The organism is Paenibacillus ilasis, assembly GCF_043195395.1.
GTDB lineage: Bacteria > Bacillota > Bacilli > Paenibacillales > Paenibacillaceae > Paenibacillus_AQ > Paenibacillus_AQ lautus.
This window is the reverse complement of sequence record NZ_JBHDJG010000001.1, coordinates 2,692,510-2,706,457: the sequence shown is the minus strand read 5'-3', so window position 1 is coordinate 2,706,457 and position 13,948 is coordinate 2,692,510. Positions and strand designations below refer to the sequence as shown.

Annotated in this window: 12 protein-coding genes and 2 pseudogenes; 1 reads left to right on the top strand and 13 read right to left on the bottom strand. The window is 47.3% G+C overall.

Annotation, left to right across the window (positions count from 1 at the left end):
• Positions 1-669 precede the first annotated feature (669 nt).
• The 6 genes and pseudogenes from ACETK5_RS12400 to ACETK5_RS12375 form a co-directional block, all read right to left on the bottom strand.
• Positions 670-960: pseudogene (locus ACETK5_RS12400) on the bottom strand (NAD(P)H-binding protein); the annotation flags it as partial.
• A gap of 74 nt (positions 961-1,034) precedes the next feature.
• Positions 1,035-1,453, bottom strand: a pseudogene (locus tag ACETK5_RS12395) (TetR/AcrR family transcriptional regulator).
• 39 nt (positions 1,454-1,492) lie between these two features.
• Complete coding sequence (locus ACETK5_RS12390) at positions 1,493-3,010, bottom strand: multicopper oxidase family protein (protein ID WP_394055920.1); 1,518 nt, start codon at positions 3,008-3,010, stop codon at positions 1,493-1,495.
• 32 nt (positions 3,011-3,042) lie between these two features.
• Complete coding sequence (locus ACETK5_RS12385; RefSeq protein WP_394055918.1) at positions 3,043-3,576, bottom strand: SRPBCC family protein; 534 nt, start codon at positions 3,574-3,576, stop codon at positions 3,043-3,045.
• Positions 3,577-3,883: 307 nt separating this feature from the next.
• A complete protein-coding gene (locus ACETK5_RS12380) occupies positions 3,884-5,317 on the bottom strand; it encodes a DHA2 family efflux MFS transporter permease subunit (RefSeq protein ID WP_394055916.1) in 1,434 nt (477 codons plus the stop codon).
• 252 nt (positions 5,318-5,569) lie between these two features.
• Complete coding sequence (locus ACETK5_RS12375) at positions 5,570-6,091, bottom strand: TetR/AcrR family transcriptional regulator (RefSeq protein WP_394055914.1); 522 nt, start codon at positions 6,089-6,091, stop codon at positions 5,570-5,572.
• 317 nt (positions 6,092-6,408) lie between these two features.
• On the opposite strand from ACETK5_RS12375, the gene ACETK5_RS12370 reads away from it, so the two are divergent.
• Positions 6,409-6,822, top strand: a complete 414-nt coding sequence (locus ACETK5_RS12370) for a MerR family transcriptional regulator (protein ID WP_394055912.1) — start codon at positions 6,409-6,411, stop codon at positions 6,820-6,822.
• A 479-nt stretch (positions 6,823-7,301) separates the two neighbouring features.
• Here the strand turns inward: ACETK5_RS12370 and ACETK5_RS12365 are convergent, their stop codons facing one another.
• The 7 genes from ACETK5_RS12365 to ACETK5_RS12335 form a co-directional block, all read right to left on the bottom strand.
• A complete protein-coding gene (locus ACETK5_RS12365; RefSeq protein ID WP_326113771.1) occupies positions 7,302-8,315 on the bottom strand; it encodes a S66 family peptidase in 1,014 nt (337 codons plus the stop codon).
• Between the two features lie 378 nt (positions 8,316-8,693).
• Positions 8,694-9,152 carry a hypothetical protein gene (locus tag ACETK5_RS12360; protein ID WP_394055910.1) on the bottom strand — a complete coding sequence of 153 codons (459 nt, stop codon included), beginning with the start codon at positions 9,150-9,152 and terminating at the stop codon, positions 8,694-8,696.
• Positions 9,153-9,849: 697 nt separating this feature from the next.
• Positions 9,850-10,005: a hypothetical protein gene (locus ACETK5_RS12355; RefSeq protein WP_394055908.1), complete on the bottom strand. Its 156-nt coding sequence runs from the start codon at positions 10,003-10,005 to the stop codon at positions 9,850-9,852.
• Between the two features lie 51 nt (positions 10,006-10,056).
• A complete protein-coding gene (locus ACETK5_RS12350; protein ID WP_100537139.1) occupies positions 10,057-10,755 on the bottom strand; it encodes an ABC transporter permease in 699 nt (232 codons plus the stop codon).
• 6 nt (positions 10,756-10,761) lie between these two features.
• Positions 10,762-11,676, bottom strand: a complete 915-nt coding sequence (locus tag ACETK5_RS12345) for an ATP-binding cassette domain-containing protein (RefSeq protein ID WP_394055906.1) — start codon at positions 11,674-11,676, stop codon at positions 10,762-10,764.
• 171 nt (positions 11,677-11,847) lie between these two features.
• Entirely contained in the window at positions 11,848-12,786 is a 939-nt protein-coding gene (locus tag ACETK5_RS12340; protein ID WP_394055904.1) for a sensor histidine kinase, read from the bottom strand.
• Positions 12,787-12,789: 3 nt separating this feature from the next.
• Positions 12,790-13,488 (bottom strand): response regulator transcription factor, encoded by a 699-nt coding sequence (locus tag ACETK5_RS12335; RefSeq protein WP_394055902.1) that lies wholly within the window; start codon positions 13,486-13,488, stop codon positions 12,790-12,792.
• Positions 13,489-13,948: the final 460 nt, after the last annotated feature.

Genomic DNA, 13,948 nt, shown 5'->3' with positions numbered 1-13,948 from the left:
CGCGTTCTCGATAAATATAATCGACCAAAAACCCTGGGTCAATATAGACATGAGAGTAATTTAAATAGGTATATAAACGCCTCAAACCCCCAATAAAATCCCTAGATACGAAGAGTTATAGTGAACCCGTTAAAACTAGAATTAGAGGTGTATTAGAACGTGTGTTGTTTTTTTTGTTTCAACAAAAGAAAAAGCGAGAAGAGTTACGCAGGTCTCAGCACGATATTGTCTATTCCTGCACATTTTAAGTTTAAGTCCAATCGTCCGTTAAAAGAAAAAAATGCCTAAATGAGCGATTTCAATGGGGCAATGTTCTTTACTCCCGACACCTTAAAGGTCTTCAAAATCACAACCTAGAAATGACGTTTGATGAGTTGAGTTTCCAGAATGCCCCACATAACAGGCCAGGATTCATTAAGCATGCGCTTTTGAATATATCACCTATAATGTAGTCTTATTTGTGTCAAATTCCAACAAAGTAGACACTTTTGTGTCATTAGACAATCTTCATATTTAGTTGTTTATCTAATCGGTAATCGGTACAAGTTCTTGTCCCAAGCCAAGGACAAGAACTTGTACCGATAAAATATAAAAGCCGCTAAAATAGCGACTTCAATAGGAATATGTTCTTGTCCCTCGGCACTTGTACATTCCAATTCTGATCGTAGGCGAAGCCGCCTCCATCACCGACTCGCCTAGCGGAATCAACTTGGTTGACATCTCATGGTAAGGAACATTCGCGCAATGGAACCAGACGTCCGCGTCGCCTGCTTGAGACGCAATATCAGCGGGCTTCATTGCGTCCCCTACGGCAAGCGTCAGATGTGCAGGGTTCCCTAGCCGAACCGCGAACTGCTCTAATTTCTGACGTGATCGCCCGAATGCAATCGTATGAATCCCTCGTCTAACCAGTTCTTCCGTAATCGCGGCTCCCGTTCCGCCGGTTGCTCCAATCACCATTACCTTCAATTTGTAATTTATCGATCATCACAATTTGCGTTTTTAATCTTGATAATGAAGTACAACCGTTTCTTTTAACTTTCCTTCAGTTCTGGCAATCGGATAGCTTCGGCAACGTTACATAGCATCCCGCGGGCAAGGAACAGTATCGTACTCTCTTCGGGATTCGAGTTCTCCACCTGACGGAAAGCTTCGAGCACCATTCGGTGTACTCGTAAGCTTCGATCAATTCAGCTTCCAACCGCTCCGAAGACGCGGACTCGATCACTTGGTGGAATGACTCAAAGATTCGCAACCAAGATACTTCAAGCGCTGACAACAACAGCTGCTCCTTCGTAGCGAAGAAGCGGAACACGTAAGGCTGTGAGATTTGAACCCGCTGAGCGACTTGGGCCGTAGTGGCTCTGTAGTAACCGGTCTCGGCAAACACTTCAATCGCCGCAGAGATGATGTCGGTTCGGCGGTTGATGGATGTCTTCGCGTCTTTGTTCATGAACTTGAGCTCCTTTGCGAATTAACGGTAATACTTTCGTTATAGGTCGGGAACATTGCCTGATTTGGTTCCTACCCGGTATGACGTCGTAATGCCTTCGTAATTCAACATCATGCTCATACCCATCGAGGCGTGCTTGAGGTTGTGGCAATGTATCATCCAGAGGCCGGGATTGTCAGCTTCCAGGTACAGCTCATAGGTCTCACCCTTCTTCGTCAGAACCGTATCGAGATACACCGGGCTGCCTTGCAAAGCTTCGCCGTTCTTACTCAAGACTCGGAACACATGCCCATGAAGGTGAAAAGGATGATCGCCTCCGCCTTCGTTGGAGACAGTAATGACAACATGGTCGCCCTCCTTCACGGTCATCGGAGGAATATCGTGAAAGGATTTTCCGTTAATTGACTTGGTGAAAAGAGATTGGCCGAGCTTAAGCTCAAAATGCCGATCGGGCTTGACATGTAAGACGGGGTCTTCAGGCAACGGGTTGCCGTAATCGAGAAACGAGAAGAGCTGCCCGTCTTCTTTATGCTGCGGCTGGCTTCCGCTGCCTATCATAATCGGTAAACCCTTAGCCGAGGAACTGCTGACGACGACTTTACCCGACCCTGGAACTTGGATAAGCAGATCATAACGCTGGCCCGCCCCTATCGGAACTATCGTCCCTTCCAGCAGACCGGGTTCATGCAGATCGTGGCCATCCATCGCCAGGACCCGGAAGGGAGCCACGTCGACGCCAAATTCCATCGTTTCATTGCCCGAATTGATCAGCCTTAGTCTGACCCGTTCGCCTGGCTTGCCCGGGATCGTCAGTCCTCTCTCGCTTCCGTTCACCAGCATGGAAGAACCTAGCTGTTGATAAAAGGCTGTTGTCTCCGATGTTGAAGGATCGGATTCAGAACCGTTTTTCGGCTCGACGATGAGCGCGCCTAGAAGTCCTTTGCTTACCTGTATCGAGCTCATCTGATGAGAGTGATACCAATACGTGCCCGGAGTCGTCGCAATGAAGGTGTACGTGAACTGTTCCCCAGGCGGAACGGCGTCCTGCGTTACTCCCGCAATCCCGTCCTGCGAGCACGGAACCGTAATTCCGTGCCAATGAATGGTAACGCCGTCCTCAATATCTTGGTTATGTAGAGTAACAACAATCTGGTCGCCCTCCGTGACGCGAAGTTCCGGACCCGGAGATAAGCCGTTGAAAGTCCAAGCATCGATGGTCTTACCGTTGTCCAATTTTAATGTCGTCCGGGCGGCCGTCAGATCGAACTTGCGAATCGGAGCCGATGACTCCGGGGTCGTGATTGAGGAACAAGACACAGCGCCTTCTTCGGAGGAAGATTTCCCCATGCCCACCATATGCTCCATGCCCTCCATATGGGTCATGTTAACCATTCGAGTCATGTCGGCCCCCATCTGATGGTAAGCCATGTTGATTTCTTCCGGCTTCTGAAGTCGCATTTGCCAAAAATAAGTGACAAGAACCGCTCCGACCAGAAGCACCAAACTTAAAGGAAGGCCGAAGTAAATCAGGCGTTTAACGATTTTTCTTTTATTCAAGATTATTTTCACCTCGTATGATTGATTAATTACTATTCCGCCGATGTCAGCTGCAAGCTCTCGGCTGTTGATTTGAGGGCGGCGAGCCAGGCATTCAGCGAAGCCGTAAGTGCAGCGCTCATGCCGTCGGGATCAGCTGCTACTGGCGGACCGTCCCAGGATTCCGCGGTGTGCACGATTACTCCTTTAGGTGTGGGGGTGATGCTCCATACATGAACGCCTTCGATACCATGTGCTGGACCTCCCCATACAATACGTTTCATGGGTTCAACCTCAAGGATTGTGGAGACGATTTGTAGCCCATGAGTCTCCCACCAAAACGTACTTCCTATCGCGATTGGACCGGATAACCGCACTTGCGTGATATCCTTTTGCCAAGTCGGCCACTGTTCGACGCCAGTCTGTATTTGCCATACGATCTCCTGCGAAGCTTCAATCTCAATGGACAGGTCAACGATGACCTGTGCATTTCGGTCAACGTCGACCGTGCCCTCCAGTACGAACAATTCTTCCGTGTTCTCCGATCCCGTTATGCTGGCTACCCCATTTACCATCAACTTTTTCATTTCATTGACCTCATTTCGTTGGATTTGTAATTGATTACGAACTTGGATTTCATGTAACGCTTAATAAGTAATAGTTAATAGCCATGGTTGTGCTTTGCCATCATGCTTTTTATCGTAGAGGTTATACCCTCTTTATAAGATGTTGGCGATACGCCACTATACTCTGTGCCAAAAGTTCCAAGATCGTCGCCAAGCCGCTCATAACGATCCAACATTTTCTGTAAGAGTTATATTGATATCCTGAAGATTATCTGACTTGGTTCCTAACTAACTGCGCGTCGCAAACATCTTGTGATTGATTGGTCACTTACTTCGTAAAACGGGGATGCCTTACAACCGCGAGGACCACTATCGCTCCGATAATCGCGAACGCAGCAGCTCCAAGGAACACCCAGGAGAATCCTCCGGTCAACGCTTGTGCTTCGGATACGCCGCGGCCCAACAAGCGATCGCTTCGAGCCGATGCCGCCGTTGTCAGCACCGCAAGTCCAATGGCTCCGCCGATCTGTTGGCTCGTATTGACCAAGCCGCTGGCAAGCCCAGCTTCTTCGTCCGCTACACCGTGAACCGCAAGCTCTGTTCCTGAGACGAAGGCGCCTCCCAGACCGATTCCGATCAAAATGGACGGTCCTAACAAATTGGCAGCAAACGTAGCGTCACTAGGCGATAGAGATAACCAGATTAGCCCTGAGGCCAGCAGGATCAGCGATGTCGCAAGCGTCTTGCTTGGACCAATTGCCTTAACCACCGTGGGAACGACTCCGGCAATTGCGACCAGTGCGCCGGCTAACGGGAGCTGGGTGAGCCCTGCTTTTAACGCATCATAATGAAGCACTTGCTGCATGTAAACCGAGAGTGCGAAGAATAATCCCGTTGTCGCCCCTCCGATGAGGAACATCGCCAGATTGCCGCCCGTAACCGATTTGTTACGGAAGATGTCCAGCGGCATAAGTGGATTCGCAGCACGCTTCTCGAGGAAGATGAACGATCCCAGCAGCACAATTGCCAAGCCTGCCAGAATCAGCGTCTGCGGGGACGTCCAGCCGACCCGCTCTGTTCCGGAAAGCGCGGCCACAAGCGCTACGATGCCCCCCGTTACCGCAACCGAGCCTGTCATATCCAGAGTTATGCGTTCGCCGAGCGAATCTTTGGTGATGAGCAAGGGAACTGCCGCCAGAACCAATGCCGCTACAGGAACATTCACATAGAACACTGCGGACCAGCCAAGCGAAGCCGTCAGCACGCCTCCGAGCAAGACACCCGCCGCGCTGCCGATACCTGCAACTGCACCCCAAATGCCGAGTGCCCTCGCCCGATCCTGAGGATCTGCGAACAGCTTGGTGACAAGAGCAAGCGCGGCCGGGGCGAGCAGAGCGGCCGATGCGCCCTGGATCGCTCTGGCCGTGAGCAGCCAGGCTCCCGAATTTGCCAATCCGGCTGCGGCCGAAGAAAGCGCAAATCCGGCGACTCCGGTCATGAATAATCTTCGATGTCCGAATCGATCCGACAACCTTCCACCGAGAAGCAGCAGGCCCCCGAAGGGCAAAACGTAAGCCGTAATGACCCAGCTCAGCGTATTTGTGCTTAGGTGGAGTTCTGAGCCGAGAGAGGGAAGCGCGATATTAACGATGGATGCATCAAGCACGACCAGAAATTGAGCTAAAGCCAGCGCGATTAGCGCCCACCACCGAAGCGACATATGGCGAGATTTCGCGATTGCCGGTTGAACCATTGAATTCATAAAAATTTCCTCCTGTTATGTTATTGATTGATCAATTACTTACTGTTAAAAAAATATTCGATCCGCCAAACCTCTTGAAGGTTTTCGTTATAGTCCCTTTGATCACTTTCGATCGAGTCTGTGCCAATAGGTGGGACTTTCCTCACCTCCTCGTTTCTTCTGTTAGTGATTGATCAATTACTAACTTGGTGATTTCACTATATCAGATCGTTATCAGTTGGTCAATAACCATTTGGAACAAATTTCACCTCCTCATCCTTTCATCAATTCAGGCAAATTAATCGCAACGGCAACATTGCACAGCATTCCACGGGCGAGAAACAGCATCGTTCTCTCTTCGGGCTTATCAATACCAGCTTCGCGGAAGGCAGTCAGCACCATATCACGGACTTCCTTAAAGCCGCTCCGCATCGTCTCCTGGATTGCATCTTCCCGAATGGTCTGCGCCTGCATCTGCAAAAGCACCTCGTTCTGGTACATCTCCTGGATGTTCATGTACTCCTGAATAAGCTTGGTCTCCAGCAATTCTGGCGAAGTCGTCTCCACCAACTTACGGAATGATTCGATGACCCGGGACCAAGAAACCTCCAGGGCGGCCAGCAATAAATTTTCCTTAGTCGCGAAAAAACGGAAGACGTAAGGCTGCGAAATTTTCGCCCGTTCCGCCACCTGCGCCGTCGTAGCTCGGTAGTATCCGATTTCTGCGAACACTTCGATCGCTGCGGAGATAATCTCGGATCTGCGATTAACTGTCGTTGTTTCGGGTTTAGCCATCCTCTTCTTCCTCCTATCAAAAGTGATTGATCAATAACTAAATCATTATACAATGGCTTCCGGAACAAATCAACAGGGTTGCTGCAAGCTCCTCAAGCGTCAAAGGGCAAAACTTTACGGAATACCCTCCGTCGATGATAAGAGCAACCGCTTCTATTCTCCATTACTTACGATGTTGTGATACTTTAATCTTTATTTGCGACCGGCCCAGCTCACTGCAAAGTGCTAGAAACATAATGGCACTATTCACCTAAAAGAAATAACGCCTGCCTGAAATCTGCCGGCAGGCCCCTGCTGCAGAAGTTGTTGAAAAATGGTTGAGAAAGGAACCTACGGTCAGTACACGTACTTATTCTCGAAAGGAAGTAGCACTACTTCTGGATGCTACAACTGAAACTGTACGTAATTGGGAACGTAACGGACTTATTACCGTTCCAAGAATGAACAATGGTAATCGGGCATATGGAGAACGGGAACTTGAACAGCTACGAGTTATTCGTACTTTGAGAAGTGCCCATTACTCAATTAATGCCATTTTACGTCCACTCAAACAAATTCATCAACCATTATCTGACATTTTCACCATTTTAAATACACCAATAGATGAAGAAGATATCGTATCAATAACGGATCAATTAGGCAAACCATTATTAGAGGCCATAACAGATGCAAAAACTACTTTAGCTTTGTTTCATGATAAATATTTTAAGGAGGGATCGTTAAGAGTGTAAACTCAGATGAACGGATTGTAGCAAGAAGGAGAAAAGAAAAATTAATTCACATGCGTTGCAGAGGAACGATACCTTTTTTGTTAACAAATAAACAGTTGGTGTGGACATTTACTCGCTAATTTGCATTCTATAATGATTTGTCGGGGAACAAGATTATGCTCACATTGAAAGCCGCTAATTTAGCCGATCGCGTCGCCGACTGCCTACGTGTCTATTTCGTTATCGTTTCCCGTTAGCTTAAAGATACTACACAATTTCCTGGTAAAGATCCTCTAAATCTTTTAACAAGTCAGGTATCCAAGTTTCTGAGCCATGGATTATTTCTGTCCCACCATAGACAAGCCAATGTAATGTCTTGATCAGCCAACATAAACCGCCTAGTCTGTAACGGCAAGTTTTAGGGCTATCCTCTGAGGGATGGCCCTTTCTTTGATCTTACTTTATCCATCTATGAATTTTAGGCACTCATAAATTAAGACTTACGACTCGAAAAACTGTATTACGGAGGCTATGCCATTCGTTACTTCGACTTCCGCTAGTGCTCCATTGACGAACGTCATCTGTGGGGGCACATGACCGCAGTCGATATCGTAGACTACTGGAACGCCTAGCTCCTCCGCAAGCTCTCGGTACACATCCAATACTTCATAATCGTCGATGGGCTTGTTCGCATCGCTTCTGCCGAATAGGATGGCGCTACAATGGTCAAACCAACCGGCCAGTCTCATTTGTACAAGTGAACGCCGAAGGTCGGTTACGTTCAATTCACAATTTTCAAGATACCAAAGAATCGGCTCGCCATGAATGAATTGACTCTGGAATGTCCGTACATTGCCATACGGCGTCCCAATCAAATGCCGGATGACATCAATACATCCCCCAAGTAGACGCCCGCGTACACGGGCATTATTGCCTGATGTTTGCCATGCGGTAGACTCGGTTAGATGAAAAACACATGGCGAAGGATTTTCGTGATCCCATGTCTTTTGAAACAGCTTTGACGAAAATTGCTGAACGGATTCACCGACCCGCGTCGCCAGCACGGTTTCCCACATTGCAGTTGTCTCGTCCGCATATTCCCCTCTCAAATCGATCAGATTCGTACCGTGAGCTGTGGCTATTCCTGTAGCGAGCGTAACAGCCAGTAATAGAACACTCGTATCTGAGTAGCCGAGAATCCACTTGGGCTGAATATGATCATATTCGATTCGATCCACTATTTCGATCAACAGTTCTCCGCCCCATGGCGGGAAGATCATTCCAATCTTTTCGTTCTGCAGTAAAGCGTTAAGTTCTGTAGACCTTATAGTGGCAGATGCCGACTTTGCTTTCTCTTGAGTCCATACTGTTTCCCCGCAAATCACCGGATAGCCCTTCTCTTTCAAACGGCCAATTGACTGTTTTACCAACTCGTGTAAAGGTCCTTTTACGCCGGATGATGGGGCGGTGACGCCTATCGTCGTCCCTTTCTGTAACAATGGATAGCGGATCATATACTGATTCCCCCTCAAACATGTTGCCAGATCTACTAGTCTGTTGTTTTGTGTCCTGCCAGCAAATTTGCATACATATATACGAATCCACGCCATGCAAGAACCGATTCTAGCACATTTTGGAATATATATCATATTCGTGACCTAGTACCAAGACCCCTTTTTCAAGGGGTCAATTTAATTCTAAGGTGATGTAAGAATGAGAATCATCAAGACAAGGCAGGACTTTGACGTAACCGCGTCGGTACATTTCGGTGGCACTCCTCGAAAATGTCGAGGGACCATGTTCTTGTCCCTCGACATATGGCTGGAACCCTACGAATAAGAAACAAGCTACCGATAAACGATAGCTTGTTTCCTTTTAAGAACCGTTTTCTATCACCGGTACTCATCCTTATGTCCGCCAAACTGGAAACCGAACTGACCACTATAACCGCCTAAATGGGCACCGGCATCGAAGCCAAAACCATGTCCCCCACCAAGATGTGCACCAGTATAACCACCGACACCATATTTTCCACCAAGATATCCACCTGCATGAACTCCCATCCCATGACCACCACCTAGTTGGCCGCCAGCATGAACTCCTACTCCATAGTCACCACCGAGATGGCTGCCAGCATGAGCTCCTATTCCTTGGCCACTCCCGAGATGACCACCGACAAAAATACCTGCTCCATAATCACCCCCAAGCTGACTGCCAGCATGAACACCAATGCCATGCCCGAAATGGTTGCCATTAGGAGAATAAACGCCATAATATGGTGCAGGATACGGATAATAATAAGATGGTTGAGGGAATCGACTATATGAGCATAAATAGGGGTTATTTATCATTAGTAAGCCTCCAATCTGATCGATGATTGTAGCTTATTCCGAACTGATAAAACATGATACTTGACCATGAAAATCAGCTTTTTTTCAATCTGTAAGCACGTCTTGATGCAGGTGGACCGAAGGTCGTCCTGCTTCCTACGTTTTGACGACTCGGCGACCTACGGGTGGCGTACGATCTCGGCGATTCCGTCTATGTCGAAGCCATTCAGAGTCGTACTATTGATAGACCTCTGATATCCATGGGGTGCCCCTTTATTTAATCCTAAAATAAAAAACGCCGCTTTATTTGGGCAGCGGCAGCCCTTGCAATCCACTCTTTAACCGCAACAGTCACGGTGGGAAAGGAGGGCAGAAGAAAATAACAAACAAGAGAAGAGTAATATATTCATATGATATTAAAATCATTTTTGACTAAGTGAGATATCTTCGAGTTAAGAATTAAATTGAGTTGGTTTCTACATATACACCCCGACAAATAGGAGCATACGCCAACGCTATGCCCCTTCTCTGCTTTTTTCCTTCTATGATACTCCATCCACTCACAATCACGGCAACCCACCACTTAAATAAGCTCTGATTTTGTCGTTTAAAAGTAATTATTCTCTAAATTTATGTCTACAACGATTGTCTAAACCAATTACGATCTATCTATCAAAAATTACAGCTATTAAAACATCTATAATTATTAAACCAATAATTAAACCAGGCATACTTTTAGTGTCTGGTCTTTCGCTGCGCTTTGACTGAACATCAGGAAGCCCATCGCTTGATCAAAATAATCCCGATTCGGTCTCTGATTAGCCTGCAACGTCATGGCAAGTCTAGGGTCATTCTCAATTTGCTCTTTCTCCATTAGACAACTCGACTGAATTTATATGAACTGCCATTTTGCCCCATCCTTCCATTACAAATCCCCTAGTTTATTCACGAACTTTACGGACAAGAAGACACTTGCCAAGCCTAACAGGCAGAATAAAGCATAAAGAAGATCATGGTTCAACGTGATACGTAACAACCCACTGAAATTCGGGAACTGCATCATGAATATCGCGCAAATGACCGTCGGAATGACCGCTCGCTTCCAGATGCCGAACCAGAACAGCGGAACCAGCGAGGCAAGTGCGACAACGACGGAGTGAATGACCGCTCGAGCGGCATAATGCATAAGATCCGCTGCTGTAGGCGTTCCAGGAATGATATCCGTCACCTGATCGAACGCATATGTCGCAATACCGCTCAACACGAACGATATCATCGTCCCGAGAAATACAGCTAGGAAGATAAACAGCACTTTCGCCGTCACGAGTCTTTTTCGACTGATCGGGTATCCGAATGATAGGGCGATCGTCTTATTCTTGTACTCTTCAATGAATACATGATTGATCAAGGACGCGCCGAATAAGAGAAACCCCAGCTGGATGGGCAGCATCAGATCCATGGCGGCTGCGTAACTCTCGCCAAAAGAAATCGTCGGCATGTCGGCAAAGACTACTCTCAGCATCAGGAAAGGCAGGAACATCAGAATGATCCAGTATATCACCGCTTCGCCGATCACCTTCTTCCGCTCCAGCTTCATCCATTCGAGCTCGATTAGTTTCATCATATCGGTTCACCCCTTCCCCTGAATTTGATGATAGAAATAGTCTTCGAGCGTACTGGTATGTTTCTGAATCTCCTCAATTTCGATCTCGTGGGCTACGAGCAGCTTCGTGATCTGTCCAGGCGATATCTCGGCATCATAGATCCGGATTCGCTGACCATGTACAATCTTCATATTGGAAATTTGCAGCTGCTGTTCCAGCAAGAAGGCCGATCTTTGCACATTCGAGGTCAGTATTTCAATATAATCGGTCCCATGTCGGCGTAACTCCTGCAGAGAAACTTCGTCGACCAACTGTCCCTGCCGAATGACACCGATCCGGTCCGCCACCTGCTCGATTTCGCCTAAGATATGGCTCGACAGCAGAAACGTAATCCCATATTCCTGATTTAGTGTTCGAATCAAATCCCTCATGTGTTTGATCCCGATGGGGTCCAGCCCATTTGTGGGCTCATCAAGCACGATCAGCTCCGGTTTGGTGACGGCTGCTCGTGCAATACCTAGGCGCTGCTTCATGCCGAGGGAGAATTCCTTTACTTTTTTACCTTCAATACCAGTTAATTGGACCAGATCCAACGCTTGGCGCATCCCCTGCTGATCATAGTAACCCAAGTATTCGCAGTGAAGCTGAAGATTCTCCACGGCTGTCAGGTGCTCGAAGAAGATGGGATATTCAATGATGCTTCCGACTCGCTTCAGTCCCTCCTTCGCGGTTTCGGAGAATGGCTTGCCGAACAGCATGATCGTCCCGGAGGTTGGCAAGATGAGTCCGGTGAGCATTTTCATGATTGTCGTTTTACCTGCACCGTTGGGACCCAGCAGACCAAAAATTTCGCCCTTTCTCACATTCAGATTGACACCGGATACGATGGTATTGCCATTTGCGATCTTCGTCAGCTTGGAGGTTTGTATGATGGCATTCATTGAGATTCACCGCCTTGTTTACGATTGGTTTCCTTTGTTATTTAAAGGATAGACCAGAGATTGAAGATATTCCTTTCCCAATCCTTACATGTTTCTTAAGAATCGAAATCTGTGTACGAACCACATAGAAAAAGAGACGTTGAACGAAAGAACAACCTCTCTTGTTTAGCTTCAGTAGGTTAACTGCTTGAATTTGCAGGTGAAGGTCGTCATTCGCTCACTCTGTGAGCTGCTCAAGCAGATGGACCCATTCATTTCCTCCGTTAAGCGTTTCGTAATGCTGAGTCCCAGCCCGCTTCCTTGAAATTGCGGGTTGCGCGCATCGTCCAGCGTATAGAGCCTCTCAAATACACGCTCCTGATGAATCTCTGCAATGCCTTTGCCGCGATCCCACACGTCGACAGCGACGAACCCTCCTTCTTCCCGAACCGTCAACCCGAATACTCCGCCGTCACTGCCATAGCGAATGGCATTCGAGATGAGATTACTCAGTATGCGCTGCAGAGCATCCTTGTTGCCAAGGAAGAAGCATGGCCGTTCTGGTATGTCGATCTGAACCTGCAGGTTGTTGGATACCAGCAGGTCGTAATACTCGAGCACGCTGCTCTTGCATACCTCGCTGAGAGAAATTTTGCTAAGCGGTATGTCATAGTCTTCCGATTCGATCTTGACCAGATCAAAGAACTGATTCAGCAATGAGATTAGACTGTTTACTTTATCATTTAGTCGCTCCATGAGCTGCTCCTTCTCTTGCGGAGTTAACGCATGCTGCTGATTTAATTTCTCCGTATAACCCAGAATGACTGTCAGCGGCGTCTTCAGATCATGGGACATATTCGAGATCATTTTCCGTTGGCTGTCCTTCGTGCGGGCATAGTCCGCAAAGACCTTCTGCTTGTTATCGAGGAGGCGGTTGATCTGGATCAACAGCTGACGAACCGGATCATCCCCTGTCGATACCAGCACTTTCTCGGCCGTTTCATGCTGCAGGATGTCAGATACTCGGTTTGAGATTTCAAGAATGCTTTGACTTCGTTTATAATGCAGATATGATTGCCAGCCAATTACCAAGATCAACAGCCCCATCGTGACGGTTAAAAAAAGGATCATGGCCTACTCCCCCAACTTGTATCCGATTCCCCAAATTGTCCGGATGTATTGCGGATTGGACGGATCAACTTCAATTTTTTCCCGCAATCTGCGGATATGTACGTTGATGACGTTCTCATTCCCATAGTAATCATCTTTCCAGATGAGCTGGTAGATTTGCTCCTTCGTGAATACCCTGCTGTGATTGGTCATCAGAAGCTTTAGGATGTGAAACTCCTTGGATGTCAGCGAAACGTTGTTTCCTTTGACTTTTACGGAGAACGAATGCAGATCCAGAACTAGGTCCTGATAATTGAGCACAGGAGGCTTGGCCGGTTTGCTGTCCGTTTCCGCATACAGTGTCGCCCTTCGAATAGCTGCCTGGACTCTGGCTGTGAGCTCGATCATGGAGAATGGCTTGCTGATATAATCATCCGCTCCAAACCCAAGGCCTAAAGCCTTGTCCAAATCGCTGCCTTTCGCTGAGATGATCAGGACCGGGACTTTGCTTGTCCCTCGAATTTGCTTGAGCAATTCCATACCATTGATCTTCGGCAGCATTAAATCGAGCAATATGAGATCAAACTTCTCACTTTGAAACTGTGCAAGGGCTTCCTCTCCATCACGTGCGGAAACTACGGAGTAGTCCTCTTGTTGCAGCTGACTCTCGATTAATTGATGAATGTCGTTGTCGTCTTCAACGAGCAATATTCGTTTTTGCATTTAAGTTCCTCCTGAACAGGGATATACGCTTGTTGCGGTTTCTTTGCGATCATGCGAATTGTAGTTTTATGCTTCGATTTTAACATAAATTAGCATAAGTAGCCGTGGAGATCCGCTAGATTTACACAACTTGATATACAAAAAGAAGCCACACAACACGTGGCTCCTTTAAAGTATATTCCAGGTAATCACCTGACCGAATTGCTGATGTTATATATCTTTCTGATTCGCTTTGAACGGTGGATAGTGATACGAGCACGGGACCGGCAAAGTCGGAAGCCTCTTCCCCTTTCGGCATTTGAAGACGGAAGAGAAAAGCGTCGCCTTGCTCTGACTGCCATACGATGTAATCAACTTTGTCATTATGGCTTCACAATACATTTGATCTTTTGGTGTGACTTTAAGAAAATATAATCATAAGATGTTCCTTTAATGTGATATACAGATGATTTTGATTAGT

Bases quoted from the DNA above. Each gene is read 5' to 3' on its own strand.
- ACETK5_RS12385 (WP_394055918.1), bottom strand. From the start codon at position 3,576: ATGAAAAAGTTGATGGTAAATGGGGTAGCCAGCATAACGGGATCGGAG.
- ACETK5_RS12380 (WP_394055916.1), bottom strand. From the start codon at position 5,317: ATGAATTCAATGGTTCAACCGGCAATCGCGAAATCTCGCCATATGTCG.
- ACETK5_RS12375 (WP_394055914.1), bottom strand. From the start codon at position 6,091: ATGGCTAAACCCGAAACAACGACAGTTAATCGCAGATCCGAGATTATC.
- ACETK5_RS12365 (WP_326113771.1), bottom strand. From the start codon at position 8,315: ATGATCCGCTATCCATTGTTACAGAAAGGGACGACGATAGGCGTCACC.
- ACETK5_RS12360 (WP_394055910.1), bottom strand. From the start codon at position 9,152: ATGATAAATAACCCCTATTTATGCTCATATAGTCGATTCCCTCAACCA.
- ACETK5_RS12355 (WP_394055908.1), bottom strand. From the start codon at position 10,005: ATGGAGAAAGAGCAAATTGAGAATGACCCTAGACTTGCCATGACGTTG.
- ACETK5_RS12350 (WP_100537139.1), bottom strand. From the start codon at position 10,755: ATGATGAAACTAATCGAGCTCGAATGGATGAAGCTGGAGCGGAAGAAG.
- ACETK5_RS12345 (WP_394055906.1), bottom strand. From the start codon at position 11,676: ATGAATGCCATCATACAAACCTCCAAGCTGACGAAGATCGCAAATGGC.
- ACETK5_RS12340 (WP_394055904.1), bottom strand. From the start codon at position 12,786: ATGATCCTTTTTTTAACCGTCACGATGGGGCTGTTGATCTTGGTAATT.
- ACETK5_RS12335 (WP_394055902.1), bottom strand. From the start codon at position 13,488: ATGCAAAAACGAATATTGCTCGTTGAAGACGACAACGACATTCATCAA.